The organism is Lysobacterales bacterium (assembly GCA_016721845.1).
Classification (GTDB): domain Bacteria; phylum Pseudomonadota; class Gammaproteobacteria; order Xanthomonadales; family Ahniellaceae; genus JADKHK01.
The window spans coordinates 1,177,039-1,198,521 of sequence record JADKHK010000013.1 but is presented as its reverse complement, the minus strand read 5'-3'; the positions used below and the strand labels follow the sequence as shown (position 1 = coordinate 1,198,521).

Below are 21,483 nucleotides of genomic sequence, written 5' to 3'. Positions count from 1 at the left end.
GGCCGACTCAGCCGCTCAGAGCGACATCAGCTCCTGTTCCTTGGCCTTGCAGACGGCATCCACGTCGGCGACGAACTTGTCGGTGAGTTTCTGCACGTCCTGCTCGGCCTTGCGCTCTTCGTCTTCGCTGATCTGCTTGTCTTTCAGCAAATCCTTGACGTGCTGCATGGCGTCGCGACGCACGCCGCGGATCGCGACCTTGGTGTTCTCGCCCTCGTGCGACACGTGCTTCGCAAGTTCCTTGCGGCGCTGTTCGGTGAGCGGCGGCAGATTGATGCGGATGACCGTGCCGGCGGTGTTCGGCGTCAGGCCGAGGTCGGACGCGAGGATCGCCTTCTCGATCGGCCCCACCATCGGCTTTTCCCATGGCGTGATGGTGAGCGAGCGTGAATCGACCACGGCGACAGCAGCGCACTGGTTCAGCGGCATGTCGGAACCGTAATAGTTCACCTTGAGATGGTCGACGAGGGAGGTGCTGGCACGGCCGGTGCGGAGTTTGGAGAGATCGGTCTTCAGGGACTCGATGCTCTTCTTCATGCGGGCTTCGGCTTCTTGCTTGATGGTCGCGATCATGGCGCTGCGTCGGATCGTGGCGTGGGAAGCCGCGAGTATAGCGGTGCCATGCGGATTCAGGGCGTGACCATGCCCGGATCAAGGCCCAGCGCGAGATCATCTTCGACCTGATCGACAAACCGGTAGGGCACGCGGCCGATCGCGGTCATGCCTTGCCGGGCATAGAAGCGACGCGCCCGCTCGTTGCCGGCATAGACGCATAGCCAAAGCAGGTCGGCTCCGACGCGCTTGGCATCCGCACGGACGGCGTCGAACAGGCGTTGACCCAGGCCGCTGCCCTGGGCTGCGGTATCGACATAGAGGCGTTTCAGCTCGATCGCATGCCGTGCCGGCACCGGGGCCGCGGCCGCCTGCCACTGAACGAAGCCGAGCAACTCGGCGCCGGATTCGGCGAGCACGATCTGTGCCGCACCGGCCTCGAACCAACGCCCGACTTCGGCATCACCGAGCACGCTGTCGCAATGGATGCGGATGCGGGCCGCGTCGTGGGTGGGTGCGTAGGTGGCGGCGAAGCTGCGGCGCGCGAGTTCGGCCAGTGCCAGGGCATCGGCGCGCGTGGCGGTGCGCAGGACCGCCACGCTCATCCGGCGCGCGTGACCAGGGTGCCGATCGGTTCGCCGCAGACGATGCGCATCAGATTGCCGGGGCGGTTCATGTCGTAGATGCGCAGCGGCATGCCATGGTCGCGGCACAGCGCGATCGCGGCGGTATCCATTACGCCGAGATTGCGCGTGATCACGTCTTCATAGCTGAGCGTGTCGAATCGGGTCGCGCTCGCGTCCTTCTTGGGGTCGGCACTGTAGACGCCATCGACCTTGGTGCCCTTGAGCAACAGTTCCGCGCCGACTTCGACAGCGCGCAGTGCGGCCGCGGAGTCGGTGGTGAAGAACGGATTGCCGGTGCCGGCCGCGAACAATGCGACGCGATTCTTTTCCAGATGACGGATGGCGCGGCGGCGGATGTAGTCCTCGCAGACCTCGTTGATCTTGATCGCGCTCATCACCCGCGCGACGACGCCGCGCTTCTCGATCGCGTCCTGCATCGCCAGCGCATTCATGACCGTCGCGAGCATGCCCATGTGGTCGCCGGTGACACGATCCATCCCGGCTGCGGCGAGGCCGGCACCGCGGAAGATGTTGCCACCGCCAATCACCACGCCGACCTGAACACCGGTGCGCACCACTTCGATGATCTCGTCAGCCAAGCGGCCGAGCACCTTGGGATCGATGCCGTAGGACTCGCTGCCCATCAGCGCTTCGCCGCTGAGCTTGAGGAGGATTCGCGAATATCGGATTGGCGCGTCGGTCATGGTCGGTTCCTTGAATCATGCAGTGGCGCGAAAAACAAGCGGGCAAAAAAAGGGAGCGTTGCCGCTCCCTTTTCGGTCAGACCTGCATCGCTTTCGCGACTTCGGCGGCGTAGTCCTCGACCACTTTCTCGATACCTTCGCCGACCGCCATGCGGTGATAGACGACGACATCCGCCTTGCCGGCCTTCAGGGCTGCGTCGACGGTCATGTTGGTGTCGATGACATACGGCTGGCCGTACAGCGTGTTCTCGGTGACGATCTTCTGAACCTTGCCGCCGATGATCTTTTCGAGGATGTCGGCCGGTTTGGCGCGATCCTTGTCGGTCATCTTGGCCAGTTCGATTTCCTTTTCCTTCGCCAGGAACTCGGCCGGCACGTCGCTGGCCTTGTTGTACGGCGGGTTCATGGCCGCAACATGCATCGCGATGCCGCGCGCCAGTTCGCCATTGCCACCCTTCAGCTCGACCAGCACGCCGATCCGGCCGCCATGCACGTAGGCGCCGACGGTGCCGTCGCTCTTCAGCGCAACGAGTCGACGCAACTGGATGTTCTCGCCCAGCTTCAGCACCAGGGCCGAGCGCAGTTCCTCGATCGTCCCGCCGTCTGCGGCAACGGCCTTCAGTGCGTCGATGTCGCCGGCGCCCGATGACAACGCGGTCTTGGCGACGAGATCGCAGAACTTGATGAAGTTCTCGTCCTTGGCGACGAAGTCGGTTTCCGAATTGATCTCGACCATGACGGCCTTGCCCGCATCGGCGGCCATGGCGATGCGGCCTTCCGCTGCGACGCGGCCGGCCTTCTTGTCGGCCTTGGCGAGGCCCTGCTTGCGCAGCCATTCCATCGCGGTTTCGATGTCGCCGCCGTTCTCGGTCAGCGCCTTCTTGCACTCCATCATGCCGACGCCGGACCGCTCGCGCAGTTCCTTGACCATGCTTGCCGTGATTTCCATGACTTCCTCTCGATGCTCAAAAAAAGCGCGGCGGGAGCTCCGCCGCGCAGGATCCATTGCGCTGCCGCAGCCGGGGCCGCGGCGGTGCCGAACTTACTCGGCGCTCGGGGCGTCGGACTTGGCCGGCGCGCGCGACGGCGCGCGCTTCGCACCCGGCTTGGCACCGGGGCCGCCCGGACCACCCGGTCCGCGACGATTCGGGCCACCCGGCTTGCGATCGCGGTCGTTGCGATCATTGCGGCCACCGCGGTCGTCGCGGCGACGGCCGGCGTCATCCTTCGCGACCGGGTTGCCTGCGGCGTCGAGTTCGACGAACTCGTCCTTGGCATTGGCCGGGATGGCGGGAGCGGCAGCCTTGCCTTCCAGCACCGCATCGGCGGCGGCGGCGGCGTAGAGCTGCACGGCGCGGATGGCGTCGTCATTGCCCGGGATGATGTAGTCGGCCAGCGACGGGTCGTAGTTGGTATCGACGACGGCGATGACCGGAATGCCCAGAGTGCGGGCTTCCTTGATCGCGATCTCTTCATGACCGACGTCGATCACGAACAGCGCGTCCGGGAGCGAATTCATGTTCTTGATGCCGCCGAGCGAGCGCTCGAGCTTTTCCTGCTCGCGCTTCAGCGACAGGACTTCATGCTTCACGCGCTTTTCGAAGCTGCCATCGGTATGCATGGCTTCGATTTCCTTCAGGCGCGAGACCGACTGGCGCACGGTGCGGAAATTCGTGAGCATGCCGCCGAGCCAGCGGTGCGAAACGAACGGCATGCCGCAGCGGTTGGCTTCCGACTTCACCGCTTCACGCGCCGAGCGCTTGGTGCCGACGAACAGCACGCTGCCGCGCTTCTGGGCCATGCCGGACAGGAAATTCATCGCGTCCGTGAACAGCGGCATGGTCTTTTCGAGATTGATGATGTGGATCTTCCCGCGCGCGCCGAAAATGTACGGCGCCATCTTGGGGTTCCAGTATCGGGTCTGGTGACCGAAATGCACGCCGGCTTCGAGCATCTGGCGCATGGTGACTTGAGGCATGGTGAACTCCGTTGCTTGAAACACGGCTGTCCCTGGTCGGGGACTGCGCATCGTGTTTCGGGGTTGGACCTCCACGTTTCCGCCCGGACCGACCCCATTCGCGAGCGAAAGGGCACCCCAGTCCGGGTGACGAAGCGTGTGCGGATTCGGCAGGATTGCCGTGAGCTGTCGGATTGACCCGACAAAGCCGCGGAATTCTAACCGTGGCAGCATCCTGGCCGCAAGTCTCCAGATCGGGCCCGCGGTCCACGCGACAACCCGGCAAGTGGCGGCGGCACCGGCGCGTGCCAGCGCAGCCCGCATCGGCGGCCTGACATTGTCACGAAATGTTTATGGATCGTGCCATCCGCGATACATTGCAGGATTCAGGTTCACGGCCATGCCATGCCGCTCGGCTGGGCCTGAACCCAATCCTTCCGATATCGCGAGAATTGCATGACGGATCTTTTGAGTTCACTGCGCGGGGTCGCCGTCGCGCTCTACCTGTTCGTGTCCGCCGGCAATGTGTCGGCGGCCGCGGTTCCGGTGGAGAGCTTTGCGGCACAACAGACCTTGAAGGACCCGCGCATCTCCAGCAATGGCTCGTATCTCGCCGTGTCGGCGGATCTGGGCGACGACGACCACGGCATCATGGTGTATCGCCTGGCGGACATGGCCAATACCGCCTTCATCAAGTTGCCGAAATACGAGTTGGCTTTCGACATTCGCTGGGTCAGCGATACCCGGCTGATCTACGTCAAGGGTGGCAAATGGGGCGCGCGCGAAGAGCCGTTCAACTTCGGCGAAATCATCGGCATGGATTTCGACGGGAAGCGCCACCGCTACCTTTTCGGCTACAAGGAATCGACGCTGGGCGTGGGTGTGCCGCCCGGCTTCGGTTACTTCGCCGGCCTGCCGCCGGTGCCCAACGGCAAGTTCTACATGAGCCGCGGATCCGCGGAAAACAGCCTTCCGGCGAGCTTGTTGTACGAGGTGGATGCGTTGACCGGGCGCAGTCGCCTAGTTGCCGACATTGCCGAGCAGGGCCTGAGCTTCGTGATGGATGCGGCCGGCGTACCCCGTTACGCCCACGGCACCGACAAGGATGAGGCGCAATTGCTGTACGCCGCCGATGCGGAAGGGAAGAACTGGCGCAAGCTCTCGAACGAGGCGGTCGGTGGCACGTTCGAGCCGCTGGCGGTGACGCCGACGGGCAGCCACGTGATCGGTTATTTCTCGGCCAACGATGGCCCGCGTGCGTTGGTGAAGACGGATCTTGCGCTCGCCCAGCGCGAAGTGCTCGCCAGCGACGACTTCAACAGCATCGATGCGGTGTTGTGGAACACCCAGCGCCAGCCGATGGCCGCCGAGTTCAAGGGTGCCCGACCGCGCGTGACCTATCTCGACCCGGCTTCTCCCGATGCGAAGCTGCATCAGGAGCTTCGCAACGGCTTCCCTGACCAGAACGTGCGCTTCGTCGATCACAGTGCCGACGGCAATGTGTCGCTCATCTACATCTACAGCGACCGCAATCCCGGCGAGTGGGCAGTGATGAATCGCAAGAAGGACAGTCTCGCCCGCTTGTTGCAGAGCAATGCTGAGATCGACCCGGCGGCCATGCACCGGAGGCACCATGTTCGCTTCAAGGCCAGCGACGGGCTGGAGCTGGATGGCTACCTGACGGTGCCGGGCAATGGCGCCAAAGATCCCGCGAAAATGCCCATGGTGCTGCTGCCGCACGGCGGGCCCCATGGCATTTCCGATTCTTGGGGGTTCGATACCGACGCACAGTTCCTCGCATCTCGCGGCTATCTCGTGCTCCAGGTCAACTATCGCGGTTCCGGCGGCCGTGGCTATGCGTTCCACGAGGCCGGGTTTCGCAAGTGGGGCACGCGAATCCAGGACGACCTGATCGACGGCATGCGCTGGGCAGTGGCTCAGGGCTACGCCGACTCCCAGCGCATCTGCGTGTATGGCGCGAGCTTCGGTGCCTATTCGGCTTTGATGCTGGCGGCGAAGGCGCCGGACCTGGTCAAGTGCGTCGCCGGACAGGCCGGGCTGTATGACCTGCGCGCGATGGCGAACAAGAGCGATACGTCGAAGAGCTTCCTCGGTCGCGCGTACATCGCACGCGTGATCGGCCGAGACGATGATGAATTGCTGGCCAACTCGCCGCTGGCGCTGGCAGGCCAGATCAAGGTGCCGGTGTTCCTCGCGCACGGCCAGAAGGACGAGCGCACCCCGATCGGCCAGGCGGAAGCCATGAAGAAGGCGCTGGAGAAGGCCGGCAACAAGCCCGTCTGGATGTCCGTGCCCAAGGAAGGTCACGGCTTCTACGTCAAGAAGAACGTCGTCGCGTTCTACAAACAACTGGAAGAATTCCTGGCGGCCCACATCGGCCCCAAATGACTCTGGACCCTCGATGAACCTCGACGAATTGTTCGGTGGCAGCAGCGTGCCGGGCCTGAAGATCGGACGGCACGAACTCAGGCTGGATCACGCCCGCATCATGGCGGTCCTGAACCTGACCCCGGATTCGTTTTCCGATGGCGGTCGTCATGTCGGCCTCGACGCCGCGTTGGCGCAGGCCGAACGACTGGTCGGCGAGGGCGCGGACATCCTTGATGTCGGCGGCGAATCGACGCGGCCCGGGGCGGCGCCCGTGTCCGTCGACGAAGAGATCGCACGCGTGGTGCCGGTGATCGAGGCGATCGCGGCACGAATCGATGTGCCGATCTCGATCGATACCTCGAAACCTGCAGTGATGCGGGCAGCAGTCGCGGCCGGCGCCGGTCTGATCAATGACGTCAACGCCCTGCGCGGCGAGGGCGCACTCGAAGCCGCTGCGGCGTTGAACGTGTCGGTGTGCCTGATGCACATGCAGGGCGAGCCACGCACCATGCAGGATGCGCCGCACTACGATGACGTCGTCGGCGACGTGAAGCGGTTCCTCGCCGACCGATTGCTGACCTGCCAGATGGCCGGGATCGACAAGAAGCGCATCGTTATCGATCCCGGCTTCGGTTTCGGCAAATCGCTGGCGCACAATCTGGCCTTACTGGCGCAGTTGGGCCAGTTCGCGAGCATCGAGGCGCCATTGCTGGTCGGGCTGTCGCGCAAGCAGATGATCGGAACGGTGACCGGCCGGGGCGTGAGTGATCGCGCGGCGGGGTCCGCGGCGGCGTCCCTGCTCGCGGTCGAGCGCGGCGCGCGCATCGTGCGTGTGCATGATGTTGCCGCCACCCGCGACGCGTTGGCGATGTACGCGGCGATTCGTCCATTTGAGAAGGCGACGAAGGCACCTGCCGCAAAACCGAAGTCACCCTGGGACGACGAATAGCCGCGCATGAAAAAGCCGGGCATTGCCCGGCTTTTTCGTATTCCGGTCGCGAGTATCGATCAGCGATCGAGCGCGACACGCATGCCGGCACGACGCAGTTCGATCGTGCTCAGGTCGGCCTGGTCGACCAAGGTCAGGTCACGCAACTGGTAGGGACCGCGGACGCCGACCTTGGCCATCGTCGCAGCATCGAACACCAATTCCAGTGTGCCGCTTCCGGATGACAGCATGGCCGCCGTGCTGGCTTGTGCGGCCGGACGCAGCTTGCCGCCGTCCATGCCGTACAGGGTCCCGCGCACTTCGAAACGGCTTTCGGCGGCGACGCGCAGCTTGAACGACATCGACAGCGAACCGTCGTCGTTCTGCACAACCTTGGCACCGGCGCCCAATTGTGCGCGCGGGATGCTCGACGAAAACGCGGTCTTGGCATCGCGCTGCACACTCGCGCCCTTGGCGGAAGCGAAGGCATGCACTTCCCACAGGCCCGGGCCGGCACCGGCGACGGCGTCGTGCGCGACTTCGGCGACATAGCGGCCATCGGCGGCACGCTTGAAGCTCAGATCGAACGAGGCGCCATTCGGCGCGCTGACGAGGCCGTCGATCGAATCCAGTGATTCGGTGCCGTTGTAGTTCGCGAACACCTTGTAGGTCTGGCCGTGGCTGGCGACGATGCGATCCATCGTCAGCTTCAGGACTTCCGTGCTGTTCGGCTCGTACACATGCACGAGGTAGTCGCCTGCGGCCTTCGGCATCGCCAGCGTGATCGCGCCCGCACCGAGATCGTCACGCAACTGGAAGGCGAGGGTGCCGTCCGGGAAATCGGTGCCGGCCATCTTCAGTTCGGCATCGTTGGCGGCATTCGCCATTGCGGCGCGTCCCTGGATCGCCTTGCCGTTGGCGGTGAGCACGACATCGTCGGCGGAAATCGCTTGCACGGCCTTCGCATCGCTCGACACCGGCGACAGGCGGATCAGCGCGCCCTTGGCCGTGGTGTGCAGCGTCGTGCCGCGGGCGAGTTCGGCGCTTGGGACGCGCGTCCAGTATTCCTTGCTCTCGCGTACGAACGGTTGCTGCGCCTCGATCTTCTGGTCGGCCGGCAGCACCCAACTGAATTGAACCGGACGGGTTTCGAGATTCATGCCCGGCGCCGGGGCTGCCTTGGACGCAACCAGGGTGCTCGGGACCAGGTCGCCGGCCGCGCGGTCGAACGCGACATCGGTTTCAAACCGCTTGGCGGCGGCGGTGCCACTGAGCGCGAGGGCCAGGGCGATGGAAAGCATCGACTTCGTCTTCATGGCTTTGGGCTCCGGGCTCAGATGTCGTTACGCAGGATCACGTCGAGGCCGAAGCACTTGCGACGGCTCTGGTTGTGCGACAGCGGTTCGCCGCCGGCCATGCGGCTGGTGTCGTAGAACCAGACCTTGCCGGCCGCGGCCTGGCTGGTGCAATTCAGGAAACCGTCCGAGCACGAGTTCAGCCAGTTCTGCGTGGTCTCCAGGCCGAGATTCTCGGTGTAGCCACCGCAGTAGCTGTCACTGTCGAAGGGCGACGAATCGACATCGGTACCGACCACCGACCAGAAGCCCTTGGGCAGGGCCGGGCGGCCGGCGGTGCCATAAAGGTTGTTGGCGTTGTAGGTGGCCATCCAGCTGGTCTGCTGCATGCGCACGGCATCGTTCTTGTAGCCCATCAACCAGCCCAGCGAGGACTCGAAGACGTTGCCGTTCATGACCGCGTCGGCCAGCGGCGTGCCGGCGGACGACGGCGCAAGCGCGTTGACCCAGCGGATCTTCGAGATGATGTTCGGATAGCGGCTGTCGTAGGTCGGATTCGACATGATCCAGCGCATGACGTTGCCGCCATTGCTGTGGGTGAGGATCACGAGATCGGTGATGCCCTTGCTGCTGATGAACGTGCTCAGCTGGCCGGCGAGGCAGCCCGCAGCCGCAGAATTCCACATGTACTGCGTGAAGTCGCAGTTGATCACCGTGTAGTTCGCGGTATTCGGCAGACCCTGACGGATCGAGTTGACGTTTTCGCTGGTCCAGTAGTCGGCCAGCGCGTTGGTCTGTTTGCCGGTGCCGTGAACAAAGGCGACACCGGTATTCGCCTCGACGGCGAAGGCGGCCAGACCCAGCGTGATGCAGGCAAGAAGCTTGTGCACGTTCATCCTCCCAGTTCGAATTGCGTGGACGTGCTGTCACCGGCGCGGGTCGGCAGTCCCTGCTGCCCGTCGCGGTCGCTGTCGTCGGATTCGAGTGCGGCGAGGTCCTCCCCCTGTCACCGCGGGGCGCATGAAACCAGACTTGGATCACGTTGTAAACATCTGTTTGAAACTTTCGTTTGTGCGACGCGGAAGATTGTGATGGCGAAGACCGTTGCACCGTCCGGCGAGGACAGCCACGTGCATCACGCTGCAGCGCGGCAGTTTCCGCTTGACGAATGCACCTCGCGCGGCTTTAATTCGCGCCCTTCGCCGCAATGGCGGAGCGACATCCAGATTCACGGCTAGGTAGCTCAGTTGGTAGAGCAGGGGATTGAAAATCCCCGTGTCGGGGGTTCGATTCCCTCCCTGGCCACCATGTTCCAAGACATCAGGCCGCGAGTGATCGCGGCCTTTGTCGTTTCAGACGACCTAGGCACGGACGCGTGGCTCGCATTCTCGTGGTAGCCCATGAACTGGATGACTTCCGTGCGCGCTCATGGATGATCCAGGCGCTGTTTCCGGTCTGGTTGGATGCTGGTCACGAGATCCGGGTCTGCGAGGGGCCGCCGGCGGCGGGCGTGCAGGCCGATCTCGCTTTTCTCCATGTCGATGCGTCGCGTGTGCCGGACGAGTACGTCGACGCGCTGCGGCGCTTTCCGGTCGTCGTGAACGGCAACGGGATCGACCTCTGCAAGTCGGTACGTGGCGACCTCGCGCTGCGGCGAGATTCGGCCTGGGACGGTCCGGTCATCGTCAAATCGGATCTCAACGCCGGTGGCGTGCCGGAGGCGAAGCACAACGAGCGCGCCCGTGCCCTCGGGCGCCCGCGGCCCTATCCGGGGTTGGTGCCGATGACCGACTATCCGGTGTTTCGGTCACGCAGCGACGTGCCCGACGCGCTGTGGTCGATGCCCGGCCGCATCGTCGAGCGCTTCCTGCCGGAGCGCGATGAACGCGGCTACTGGACACATTTCTGGCTGTTTCTCGGTACCGAGGGTCGTTGTCGACGCTTCTGCAGTCCGCATCCGGTCGTGAAGGCGAGTAATGCCATCGATGTCGAAACCGTTGCGGTGCCGCCTGAAATCGTCGCCGTGCGGGAGCGCTTGGGGCTTGACTACGGCAAGATCGACTTCGTGATCCATCAGGGTCGACCGGTCGTCGTCGATATCAATCTCACACCGGGGCCCAGTCCGACCGGAACCGCCCGGAATCCCGGCACACCGCTGATCCTGGCGCCCGGCATCGCGCAGTTTCTGCGGTCATGAGGTCGTCGCCATCGATTGCTGCCCGAGTCCGGCGTGGCCTTCATCCTGCAGCCACGATGGGGCATGAGAGGATCGGCATCGGTCGAGAAACGATGTCGCGACTGATTGCCTGACCCACCCACGGAGTGCCGACATGTCGATGATCAAGGCCTGGGCCGCGCACGCGGCGAAGGGAAAGCTCGAACGATTCGATTACGACCCGGGTGCGCTCGGGCCGGATGAGGTTGAAGTCGCGGTCGAGTATTGCGGGGTCTGCCATTCCGACCTGTCGATGGTCGACAACGAATGGGGCATGGCCGCGTATCCGCTCGTGCCCGGTCATGAAGTCGTCGGCCGGGTGGTCGCTTTGGGCGCAAACGCCAAGGGTTTGCAGATCGGGCAGCGCGTCGGTGTGGGCTGGACCAGCGCCAGCTGCATGCATTGTGGCTCGTGCATGGGCGGTGACCAGCACCTGTGCCTGACGGCACAACCGACCATCGTCCATCGCCATGGCGGCTTCGCAGACCGCGTGCGCGCACACTGGGCCTGGACCATCGCCTTGCCGGAAGGCATTCGCCCGGAAGTGGCCGGGCCACTGTTTTGCGGCGGCATCACCGTGTTCACGCCCTTGCTCGACTACGGCATCCAGCCGACCGGTCGGGTCGGCGTCGTCGGGATCGGCGGCCTGGGACACATGGCCGTGCGCTTCGCCCGCGCCTGGGGTTGCGAGGTCACCGCATTCACCTCCAACGCCGGCAAACACGACGAGGCGCATGCGCTGGGGGCGCACCGCATCGTGTCGAGCACGGACACGAAGCAGATTGCCGCAATCGCGGGATCGCTCGACCTGATCATCGTCACCGCCAACGTCAAGCTGGACTGGAATGCCCTGATCGCCGCACTCGCACCGCGTGGCCGCCTGCATGTGGTCGGTGCGGTGCTCGAACCCATTCCGGTGCAGGTGTTTTCGCTGCTGCTGGGTCAGAAGCAGGTGTCGGGTTCGCCCACCGGTTCACCGAACGGCATTGCCAAGATGCTGGCGTTCTGTGCCCGTCACGGCATCGAGCCGATGGTCGAGCCGTTCCCAATGAGCGGCGTCAATGATGCGTTCGATCACCTGCGTGCCGGCAAGGCACGCTATCGCATCGTGCTGAAGAACGATTTCGGGAATTGACCGGCGTCAGTCTTCCGAATCAGGGCAAGCACGAGCCCGCGATCGCTCGCGGGCTCGTGGTGATCGGGACGTCCGCGATTACGGCAGCTGGCCGCTCAAGAATCGCGTGCCGTTGCGCCAGATTTCGATGGCCTGACTGCGCGGGTCGAAGTCGAGCAGGGCGCGATCGGCGCGGGCCGGCGACGCGAACTTGATTTCGCCGCGTTCATTGCTGACCGTGATCGTGCCACGCTCGCTGCCGCCGACCTTCAGCGTGTAGATGCCGTCTGCCAGATCCTCGATTTCAACTTCGAACTCGCGCTCGCTGCCGAGTTGTTCGAAGCCGGCTTCGCCGTTGGCATCGCTGTCGGCGCCCGTGCTGCTCAGCGACACCAGCAAGGAGACGTCGGCCGACGTGCCGCCGCCATGGTCATCCCCGTTGTCGTCGTTGCTGCCACCGCTGCCACCGTTGTCGTCGCCATTGTCGTCGCCATTGTCGTCGTCGCCGCTATCGTCATCATCGTCGTTGGCGGGGCCGCTCGGATCGGACGGGAATCGGCCCGAAAACTGCACGATTCCGGCGCGCAGGGCTTCGATGACCTGGCCGCGTGGATCGAAGTCGAGTGGCTGCTTGCCGGCTTCGACCGGATTGCGGAACTCGATTTCGCCCTTGGTGCCACCGGCAACGGCCACGACGGTGACGGTGCCGCGTTCGCTGCCTCCGATGCGCAAGGCATAGTCACCAACGGTCGCATCCTCGATCTCGACCGAAAATTCGACGCGGTCGGCACGTTGTTCCAGTTCGGCTTCGAGTTCGGGACCATCGTTGCCGGCTGGCTCCAGCTTCAGCAGGTAGTAGGCGTCGCCAGTGGATGGCGCGTTGCTCGTGCCACCGCCATTGCCGCCTCCGGAGCCGGTGTTGCCCTGGGCGGCGAACGTGGCTGCGAACAGTACTGCGCTGCCGTTGCGGACTTCGACGAACTGGCCGCGCGGATCGAAGTCGAGCAGGATCTTGCCGGGTTCGACCGGGCTGCGGAACTCGGTTTCGCCCTCGGTACCACCGGTCACGCTGACGACATCGATGCTGCCGCGATCTTCGCCACCGACCAAGAGCCGGTACTGACCTGCGGCGAGGTCTTCCAATTCGATCGAGAACTCGCTGCGGTCGCTGCGCTGCGCGAAGCGTGCGCGGGCTTTTCCGGGGCCGACGTTGCCGACGGCGGCGAGGAATTGCTCGATCTGGACGTCGCCTGCCGCCACGGATCGGTCATCGCTGATGCCGCCGGTGCACTGCGAGGCGTACAACTGCGTCCCGCGTTGCAGATTGAGACGGCCATTGGCCAGCGCGGGATCGATCGGGTCATAGGCCACGGTCGCGCTGTTGCAGGAACTGAAATCGAAATGCAGGGTGCCGAAGGCCGTGAACTGGCCGCCGCCAGGCGAACCGAAGGGACCGGGCTGGACGGTCGCCGACAGGGTGCTGACGACGACATCGATCTGCTTGCCGTTGACCGGGGCCGAACCGGCCAGCCACATCGGGCGGCCGTCGGGACCGAAGGTGTACCAGACGACTGCAGCGGTCTTGCCCTGAGCGCCATTGATGATGTCGACGTTGATGCCGTGACCGAGGATGTCCCGGTCCAGCCAGAGCCCCGAGAATTCGCGGGTCACTTCGAAGGCGGCGGCGTTCAGCGCGGCGAGTGTCAATGCAGTTGCCAGTGCGCTGCGGGTGAGGATGCGGTGCGTGGCCATGTCGATCTCCTTGGGTAGGGCGAAGGACGCGGAATGCGTCGTGACTCGTCTCTGTCGGCATCGTCCCGTGTCGCTGCGGCACGCACACTCCGGGAAATCCCTCAGCGGCGGCGACTCATGCATCCCAGTGCGCCACGTCACACTTGTCCGTGCGCTGCGGGAAATCCCCCAGCCAGCCGTTCAATCCCACCCAGCCGGGCCGAGATCACTCGACGCGTCGCGGCGCTTGGCCTAAGGTCACCGCCATGACGTCGCGCGCACTCATCCATCCCATCGCGTCTGCCCTGCTGGTGCTGGCCGCGAACTCCGCACACGCCAGTGTCGTGCTGACCATCGTGGGCGACGAAGCCGATGCCGTCATCACCGTGTCCGCACCCGGCGGCAGCCCGACCTACACCGCCGATTTCAAGCTCAACTTCAATTCACCGACCAATCTCAGCGAGGCTTGCCTGGGGCTGAGTGCGAGCTATCTCGACGCGGGCGCACGCGCCGCGATCGAAGCGCGCATGCCGCAAGCCGGACTGATCATCGACCCGGATTTTCCGGTGCTGATCTCGGTCAGTCCCCCGGCTGCCTGCGGCCTGACCTTTCGCAACGAAGTACGAGTCGAGCTGCGCACCGAAAATCTGGTGTTCAACGCGAATTCGCCGTTCCGGCTCTACAAGGCACCGGTGCTGGCCTCGTTCCGCAATATCACCCAATCGGTCGTCGCCGGGAGTGTCCGAGCACGCGGCAGTTCCGGCGGGTTTTCGGATTTCGTGATGGTGCGCGATACCGCGCCGGACCTGGTGGCCGATGCCGACCTGGCCTACGACGCGCTGACGGTCCGCCTCGACGATCCCGACATCGACCCGGTCGCGAGACGCGTGCTGGAAGACACCCTGGCGCTCAGTCGCGCCGCTTTTGCTGCGGGCAACTATGCCGCAGCACTCGATCACGTCGACGACATGCGGGGCGATTGCGGGCTGTTCGCGGGCGACGAACTCGACAACGAATGGCACGCGACCGGTGACGTCGAAAATGACGAAGGTGAAATCGTCTCGCTGCTCGAGCCGCTGGACTTCCTGCTCGACCGCCTCGCCAACCCCTGATCCTCAGCGCATCCTGGACCTTCCGGCATCTCGCCGACGCACGAATGCTCTGGCTACACTCGTTGCGTGCTGCCCTTCGTCACCTTCCATGTCCCCGATGCACCCGCGTTGACCCGCGCGCTCGCCCTCGACGACGTGGTCGGGCGCGATCCCGGTTGTGAGATCTGCATCGCGCATGCATCGATTTCGCGCCGGCATGCGCAGTTCCAGCGTGACCCGGATGGCGCCTGGGCGATCGTCGACCTGGGTTCGAAGAACGGACTGCGGCTGGATGGACAGCGCGTCCAGCGGGTCGAGCTCGACTCGGGGCGCTGGTTCGCGATCGGCGATGTCTACGCGCAGTTCGAGCTGGTATCGCCCCAACTCGCCGAGTCCCGTGCGAGCAGCGTCGATCGGCGTCGTACCGCATCGCAGACGATGCGCGCGCTGCTCGCCGCGGACCCGCGCGACTCCGAACATCTGAAACGCAGCCTGGCCGCATTCGTGGAACTGGCGGAATGTCGGCGCGGTTTCGTGTTGGGCGGGAACGGGCGCCACGCTTTCGGCGTGCTCGCCCGTCATGATGCAGACGACGCGCCGGTCGATGCGGCGGACTTCGATGGCAGTTCGGGCGTGTTGCAACGTTGCGTGCAGGAACGACGCGCGCTGTTCGTGTCGAATCTGCCGGATGCAGCCTGGTTGAAGGGCCGTGCCAGTATCGTCGCCGGTGGCGTGCGTGCGGCGGCTTGTCTGCCTCTGCTCGATGGCGGCGACTTGCTTGGGCTGTTGTATGCCGATACCGACGAGGGTGCGCGCGTGTTCGATGCGCTGGACGCCGAATTGTTGGGCGCGTTCGCCGACGACATCGCTTCGTGGCTGGCCGCCCAGGCGCTCGATGCGCGGGTGGATGCCCTCGGCGCACGCTTGCGTGATCAGGGCGACGCGCCATGAGCGAGCCGACCGCACCGCTGGCGGCCACCCTGACCGGGCAGTTTGCGGCCAGCGACCTTCCGCCGCAGACCCGCATCGCCGATCGCTATCGCATCGAGCGCCTGCTCGGCATGGGTGCGATGGGTCTCGTGTATGAGGCGGTCGACGAGCAGCTCGATGTGCGCGTCGCCTTGAAGGTATTGCGACCGGAGCTGGCGCGTCGCCCCGATGCCTTCGCACGGTTTCGTCAGGAGTTGCTGCTGGCGCGGCAAGTGTCGAGCCCGCACGTGGTGCGCATCCATGATCTCGTGCAGCACGGCGAGACCTGGATGATCAGCATGGATTTCATCGCCGGGCGCTCGCTGGAAGCCCGCATCGACGAGGGCACGCCGCTGCCGCTGGACGAGGCCTTGCGGATCGCGAGGCAGCTGGCACTCGGGCTGGCGGCCGCGCAGGCGCGTGGCGTCGTGCATCGCGACCTCAAGCCGGCCAATGTATTGCTGGACGAGCAGGGCAACGCCTACATCAGCGATTTTGGTGTCGCGCGTGCGGCCGGCGCGACTCGGATGACCGGCACCGGCATGGTGGTCGGTACACCCGATTACCTGTCGCCGGAGCAGGCACGGGCCGATGAGCTCGACGGTCGCAGCGATCAATACGCACTGGGTCTGATCCTGCGCGAGATGCTCACCGGTCAATTGCCGTTCGCGGGCGGCACCGCCGCGGAAATGCTGACCCAGCGCGTGCTCAATGACGCGCCCTCGCTCGCGATCGAGCGGCCGGACCTGCCGCTGTGGGTGGTCACGCTCTGTGATCGACTGTTGCGCCGGCGTGCCGCACAGCGCTTTGCCGACAGTGCCGAGATCGCCGCAGTGATCGAGCAGGCCAGGGTCGCGCCAGCGCCGGGAGAGCGCATCGGCTGGCCTCGTACGCGACTGCTGATAGTTGCGGCGACGGTCATCGCGCTCATCGCCGGTGCCTGGTATCTGCAGCGCGATCCGGTGCCGGCCACGCTACAAGTCGCCGCACCGCCATCACTCGACATCGTCGTGTTGCCGTTCACTGCCGCCGATGCGGCGACCCGGGAAATGGCGCAGACGGCGACCGTGACCCTGGTCGATGCGCTGCAGGCGCAAGCCACGCCGACCAGCGCCGATCCGGAACGCGTGGCCCATGCACTGGCGGCACTCGGGTTCGATGCCGCCAATGCCGGCGAGCATCTCGATCGTGTCGCCGGAGAATTGCGCGCGACGACCGTGCTTCGAGGCGAGCTGGTCGTAGCGGCCGAGGGCATGCGCCTGCGGGTGACGGCGCAGCGTGGTGATGCCGCCGAACCGACCTGGGTGATGGTGTCGCCTGCCTTCGATGCCGCCGGCGCCGATGCCGCGATCGCCGCATTCGTGGCACAGGTCCAGTCCCGATTCGGCGTGGCGCTGCCGGCTGACGCGGTCGGCGAGGGGCGTGATGCCGCGCTGGCCTGGCGAGAGCTGTCCGGATTGGAGGCGCGTGCGCGCTCGCTCGATGCGCGAAGTCGCGCACGCGAATTGCTCGATGCCCATGGCCCGGCGTCGTCGCCGCGTTGGCAACGCCTGAAGGCCTATGCATCGCTTCTGGTCGGCGATGCAGACACGGCCGTTCAAATCCTCGCACCATTGGTCTCGGTGTTGCCGCAGGATCACCCCGCACGCATCGTGCTGGCGCGTGCGCGTGCGGAACGCGGCGAATTCGAACAAGCCGTCACCGATTTGAGGGCGCTGGTTGAGGAAGACGAGCGCAGCGTCGAAGCCTGGTTCCTGCTCGGCAAGTTCGCGATCATGCAAGGCGATGCGAAATCGGCCGTCGATGATTATCTGGTGCGCGCGCTGGTGTTGGCGAAACGATTTGACGACGCCCGCTGGCGCGCCGAGATCGCTAATGCATTCGGCGTCGGTTACCGCAATCTCGGCCAGATGAGCGAGGCCGCCGAGGAATACGAGGCCGCGATCCGGGCCCGGCACGCCCTTGGCGATGCGCGCGGCGAAGCAGTCAGTCGGCGCAACCTGGCCGTGGCCTATGCCTATCTCGGTCGTCACGATGACGCCGATGCCCAACTCGTGCAGGCGCGAGCGTTGTTGGAACCCTTGGGGGATGCCGCAGCGATGGCTGATGTCGTCAACGATGCCGGCGTTCTGGCCGAAGAACGCGGCGATTTCCGGGTTGCCCTCGATGCCTTCCGCGAAGCGCTCGGGTTTCGCCAGACCCAGGGCGACCAGCGCCTGATCGGGGAAAGCCTGATCAATGTCGGCTTCGCCTATTACCAGGTGGGCGAGTTCGACAACGCGCTCGTGTACTGGCGTCAGGCCGATCAGGTCTATGCCGCGATCGACGATGCGTCCGGCGCGGTGCGTGCGCAGCAAAGTCTGGCGCTGGCCGAGATTGCTCAGGGCGATGTGGTCGCGGCGCGGCGTTCGCTGGACGCCAGTCTGCATCGCGCCGAAGAGTTGCAGATGGCCGAAGAGCGTGCGGTCGCGCTGGTGTCGCGCGCCGAACTGGATCGCATCGAAGGTCACTTCGCGGACGCCCATGCATCGGCGTTGCAGGCCCGCGATCTGTTTGTCGCGCTCGATGATCAGCGTGGACGCATCGAATCGGTGCTGGTCGCGATCCAGAGTCTGCTCGAAGTCGGCGACGCGGCCGCGGCGGCGGCGCTGCTGGCGACCCTGCCCGAAGACGCGATCGCCAGCCGCGAGCAGCGCGCGCAACGCGCCCAACGCGATGCCGAACTGGCGCTGTTGCAGTCCGATGGCACACGTGCGACGCAGGCCGCTGCTCACGCAATCGCGTTGGCCGATGCGTCGCGCAGCCTTGCGCAGTCGCTGAGTGGACGCATCCTGCTGGCGGAAGCCGAATTCACCCAGGGCGATCCCCGGCGCGCTGCGCGGACCTTGGCCGATGCGCGCGAGCATCTGGCCCGGTATGCCAGCGTGCCCTTGCGCTTGCGCCTGCTGGAAGCAGAGCTGCGCATTGCTCCGGATCAGGCCGCGGCGCGCTATCGCGAAGCCCGCAGCGAGTTGGCGCGCTGGCCGCAGTATGGCCGCGCCTGGCACTTGCATTCGGCCGCACTCGTCGCGCTCCGGCAACGCGACGGGGTGTTGGCGAAAGAGGCCGGTACCGCAGCAGCACTGGCCGCGACGGCATTGCAGTCGCAGACACCGATCGCCTCCCGCGATGCGACGTCGAAGTGGCTCGATGCCACCCGGGAGCCGGCCCCATGAGCGAGCGAGAAGATCAACCTGCCTTGCGGTCGGAAGTCGAGTTGCTGCGGGTCGAGCAGCGGCGGCTGTTCGAGCGCATCGCGGCGAACGAGCGCCACTTCCGCGGGCTGGCGCGCTCGGTGTTGCGCGTCCAGGAGGACGAGCGCCGCCGGTTCGCGCGTGAATTGCACGATGGCATCGGCCAGAATCTGACGGCCTTGAAGCATCGGCTGCAGGCGCTGGCCACTCGGTCGACCGATCAGGACGAGATCGCTGCTGCGCTGCAGTTGTGCAGTGACACGCTGGAGGACACTCGGTCGTTGTCGCGCTTGCTGCGGCCACAGATCCTGGATGATCTGGGTCTGGTGGCGGCACTCAACTGGCTGGCGCGCAGCAGTGGCGATGCCGGCGGATTCACGGTGGAAGTGGAGTGCGATTGCGATCCCTTGCCGGAAGCCGTCGACAGCGAGGTCGCGACCCTGGTGTTCCGCATCGCTCAGGAAGGATTCGCGAACATCGTCCGCCACGCGCGTGCATCGCAGGTGTGGTTGCGCCTGCGCTGCAGTGGCGCATGGCTGCAGATGATGCTGGTCGACGATGGCGTCGGCTTCGATCCGGATGCCGCACGATCGAGTGCGAGTGCCTCGCGCAGCAGTGGCGTGGCCGGACTGCGCGAGCGGGCCGAGATGTTCGGTGCTCAGCTGAAATGGATTTCGGCGCCGGGCGAGGGCACACAGCTGCGCTTGCGCGTGCCCTTGACGCTGGAAGATTCCGGGAAGCCATGATGACGACGCCGATCCGCGTTCTGCTCTGCGACGACCACACCATCCTGCGCGAGGGTCTGGCGTCCCTGCTGGCCACTGCGCCGGACATCCAGGTCGTCGGCCAGGCTGCCGATGGCATCGAGGCGATCGAACTGGCCCTGAAGCTGCGTCCCCAGGTGGTCGTCACCGACATCTCCATGCCGAAGCTCAATGGGATCGAGGTGGTACGTCGACTTGGTCAGCAGTTGCCGGAAGCGCGCGTGCTGGTGCTGACCATGCACACCGAAGAGGAATACGTGCTGCATCTCATTCGTGCCGGCGCCGCGGGTTACCTGCTCAAGGACAGCGCGGGAACTGAATTGCTCAGCGCGGTCCGCGCCATCGCCCGGGGGCGCGGTTATTTCGGCACCCATGCGGCGCGGGTCATGGCTCAGCAGGTCCAGCAACCGCAGTCGCGACTGGAAGATCCGTATCGCGACCTGACCGATCGCGAACGCGAGGTGTTTCATCTCGTCATCGAAGGTCTGACCACGAAAGAGATCGCGCGTCGGCTCGACATCGCCGTGAAAACCGCCGAAAACCATCGCACCCGGGCGATGGAGAAACTCGATGCGAAGAATGTCGCCGAGCTGATCCGCTACGCCGTGCGCCATCGCTTGATGGACTGAGGCGGATCACGGTGCTGGCTCGGGTGCAAAGCAGGGGCCGAGCACGATGTCGAAGGCATCGTCGAACACCGACTCGCTGGCGTTGAAAAAATGGCCGAGGCCGGCCCGCCCGATCGTTGCGGGCGTGCTCGCGAATTCGCCGGTTGCGCCGAGCGCCAGCGACCAGCCGAAGAGCCCGTCCGGCGAGGCATTTGGCAATCGCAACGGACCGCGCGATGCAAAGAAGCCGCCTTCACGCTGGTATTGCTCGATGCGTCCGCAGGCGTCGAGCGCGAGTCCCGCAAAGGGCGCTGCGACCAACAGACGGTCGTCGCGCAATGCCACCGACCAGCCGAAGGCGTCGTCAGGCTGGGCATCGATGGGTGTCCACTCCGATCGCAAACCGAAGACTCCGAGTTGGCGTTCGAAATGATAGGCGCGCCCGGCGCCAGCCGACGCGCCCGGCGCACCGATGACGGCCGAGTCTCCATTCAACGCCAGCGCGAAACCGAAGCGCGCGGCCGTCGCAGGGGACAGCGCACGCAGGACCTGTGATCGCGTCCAGACGCTGCCCACGCGTGTGAACACATGGGCCTCACCCGCCGCATAACCCGGTGCCGCGACGCCAGCCGGCGCATAGGGCGCCGCGACCAGCAGCGTGTCGCCACTGACTGCGACGGACGATCCGAAGCGGTCGCCGACATTGCGACCGGACGGGCGCAGGGTCTGCTCCGGTTCCCAGGTGGCGCCGATCTTTCGCCAGACATAGGCGACGCCACGTCGACCATCCTGATCGTCGGCGCCCATGACCAGCGTGTCACCGGACAGCGCCAGCGAAGCGCCGAAACGACCGCCGCTGCCGAAGACCTGGCCGGGCACCTCCTGCATTTGCCATTGCCCGGCGACACGCTCGAAGACGAAGGCTTCGCCGATGCCGTTTCCCGGCGCAGACACCGCGACAGTGTCACCGGACACCGCGACGGCACTGCCGAACCTGGCGCCCGCGGGTAGTGCGGGGACGTTGAGTTCATCGACGAGCGTGCATGATGCGATCGCACAGGCGTAGATGTAGACATCGCCACGGCTGTCGTTCTCGCCGGGTGCGCCGATCACCACCCAGCCGTTGTCGGCGGCGATCGAATAGCCAAAGCCATCGTCGCTTTCACCGATGCCGTCCTCGGGGAGCAGGGTCTGCAACTCCGCGCTGAGTACAGTGCCGCATAGGGCGAGCGCGGCCATCGCCAACGGCAGGAGTCCAGTCCGGGCAGGATGCGTCTTCATGCGCGCATTAGTCCGCCGCATGGC

18 protein-coding genes and 1 tRNA gene are annotated in these 21,483 nt (G+C 65.3%); 10 read left to right on the top strand and 9 right to left on the bottom strand.

The window, feature by feature from the left end; genetic code table 11:
• Positions 1-15: 15 nt before the first annotated feature.
• From frr to rpsB, 5 genes are all read right to left on the bottom strand, one after another.
• Positions 16-573 (bottom strand): ribosome recycling factor, encoded by a 558-nt coding sequence (gene frr, locus IPP28_12805; protein ID MBL0041893.1) that lies wholly within the window; start codon positions 571-573, stop codon positions 16-18.
• Positions 574-629: 56 nt separating this feature from the next.
• Positions 630-1,157, bottom strand: a complete 528-nt coding sequence (locus IPP28_12800; protein MBL0041892.1) for a GNAT family N-acetyltransferase — start codon at positions 1,155-1,157, stop codon at positions 630-632.
• On the bottom strand, positions 1,154-1,882 hold the full coding sequence (pyrH, locus tag IPP28_12795; GenBank protein ID MBL0041891.1) for a UMP kinase: 729 nt from the start codon (positions 1,880-1,882) through the stop codon (positions 1,154-1,156). The genes IPP28_12800 and pyrH overlap by 4 nt, the downstream gene beginning before the upstream one ends.
• 76 nt (positions 1,883-1,958) lie before the next feature.
• Positions 1,959-2,831: an elongation factor Ts gene (locus IPP28_12790; GenBank protein MBL0041890.1), complete on the bottom strand. Its 873-nt coding sequence runs from the start codon at positions 2,829-2,831 to the stop codon at positions 1,959-1,961.
• Positions 2,832-2,924: 93 nt separating this feature from the next.
• Positions 2,925-3,860: a 30S ribosomal protein S2 gene (rpsB, locus tag IPP28_12785; GenBank protein ID MBL0041889.1), complete on the bottom strand. Its 936-nt coding sequence runs from the start codon at positions 3,858-3,860 to the stop codon at positions 2,925-2,927.
• A 567-nt stretch (positions 3,861-4,427) separates the two neighbouring features.
• Between rpsB and IPP28_12780 the strand changes: the two genes are divergently transcribed.
• On the top strand, positions 4,428-6,248 hold the full coding sequence (locus IPP28_12780) for a S9 family peptidase (GenBank protein MBL0041888.1): 1,821 nt from the start codon (positions 4,428-4,430) through the stop codon (positions 6,246-6,248).
• 13 nt (positions 6,249-6,261) lie between these two features.
• Complete coding sequence (gene folP / locus IPP28_12775; GenBank protein MBL0041887.1) at positions 6,262-7,179, top strand: dihydropteroate synthase; 918 nt, start codon at positions 6,262-6,264, stop codon at positions 7,177-7,179.
• Positions 7,180-7,238: 59 nt separating this feature from the next.
• On the opposite strand, the gene IPP28_12770 is transcribed toward folP, so the two are convergent.
• Both IPP28_12770 and IPP28_12765 read right to left on the bottom strand, forming a co-directional pair.
• The gene (locus IPP28_12770) at positions 7,239-8,474 is read right to left on the bottom strand and encodes a DUF4785 family protein (protein ID MBL0041886.1); all 1,236 of its coding nucleotides are present in this window, start codon (positions 8,472-8,474) and stop codon (positions 7,239-7,241) included.
• A gap of 17 nt (positions 8,475-8,491) precedes the next feature.
• Positions 8,492-9,349: a hypothetical protein gene (locus tag IPP28_12765; GenBank protein ID MBL0041885.1), complete on the bottom strand. Its 858-nt coding sequence runs from the start codon at positions 9,347-9,349 to the stop codon at positions 8,492-8,494.
• Between the two features lie 336 nt (positions 9,350-9,685).
• Here IPP28_12765 and IPP28_12760 point away from each other — a divergent pair.
• The 3 genes from IPP28_12760 (at position 9,686) to IPP28_12750 (ending at position 11,803) form a co-directional block, all read left to right on the top strand.
• Positions 9,686-9,761, top strand: a tRNA-Phe gene (locus IPP28_12760).
• 67 nt (positions 9,762-9,828) lie between these two features.
• Positions 9,829-10,650 carry a hypothetical protein gene (locus IPP28_12755; GenBank protein ID MBL0041884.1) on the top strand — a complete coding sequence of 274 codons (822 nt, stop codon included), beginning with the start codon at positions 9,829-9,831 and terminating at the stop codon, positions 10,648-10,650.
• Between the two features lie 133 nt (positions 10,651-10,783).
• Positions 10,784-11,803 carry an NAD(P)-dependent alcohol dehydrogenase gene (locus IPP28_12750; protein MBL0041883.1) on the top strand — a complete coding sequence of 340 codons (1,020 nt, stop codon included), beginning with the start codon at positions 10,784-10,786 and terminating at the stop codon, positions 11,801-11,803.
• 78 nt (positions 11,804-11,881) lie between these two features.
• Here the strand turns inward: IPP28_12750 and IPP28_12745 are convergent, their stop codons facing one another.
• Complete coding sequence (locus IPP28_12745) at positions 11,882-13,534, bottom strand: hypothetical protein (GenBank protein ID MBL0041882.1); 1,653 nt, start codon at positions 13,532-13,534, stop codon at positions 11,882-11,884.
• 245 nt (positions 13,535-13,779) lie between these two features.
• Here IPP28_12745 and IPP28_12740 point away from each other — a divergent pair, with 245 nt between their 5' ends.
• The 5 genes from IPP28_12740 (at position 13,780) to IPP28_12720 (ending at position 20,199) form a co-directional block, all read left to right on the top strand.
• Entirely contained in the window at positions 13,780-14,625 is an 846-nt protein-coding gene (locus tag IPP28_12740) for a hypothetical protein (protein ID MBL0041881.1), read from the top strand.
• A 66-nt stretch (positions 14,626-14,691) separates the two neighbouring features.
• Entirely contained in the window at positions 14,692-15,555 is an 864-nt protein-coding gene (locus IPP28_12735; GenBank protein ID MBL0041880.1) for an FHA domain-containing protein, read from the top strand.
• Entirely contained in the window at positions 15,552-18,788 is a 3,237-nt protein-coding gene (locus tag IPP28_12730; GenBank protein ID MBL0041879.1) for a protein kinase, read from the top strand. The genes IPP28_12735 and IPP28_12730 overlap by 4 nt, the downstream gene beginning before the upstream one ends.
• Complete coding sequence (locus IPP28_12725; protein ID MBL0041878.1) at positions 18,785-19,552, top strand: sensor histidine kinase; 768 nt, start codon at positions 18,785-18,787, stop codon at positions 19,550-19,552. The genes IPP28_12730 and IPP28_12725 overlap by 4 nt, the downstream gene beginning before the upstream one ends.
• Entirely contained in the window at positions 19,549-20,199 is a 651-nt protein-coding gene (locus IPP28_12720; GenBank protein MBL0041877.1) for a response regulator transcription factor, read from the top strand. Before IPP28_12725 ends, IPP28_12720 begins: the two co-directional genes overlap by 4 nt.
• 6 nt (positions 20,200-20,205) lie before the next feature.
• Here the strand turns inward: IPP28_12720 and IPP28_12715 are convergent, their stop codons facing one another.
• Positions 20,206-21,459: a hypothetical protein gene (locus IPP28_12715; GenBank protein ID MBL0041876.1), complete on the bottom strand. Its 1,254-nt coding sequence runs from the start codon at positions 21,457-21,459 to the stop codon at positions 20,206-20,208.
• Positions 21,460-21,483 lie beyond the last annotated feature (24 nt).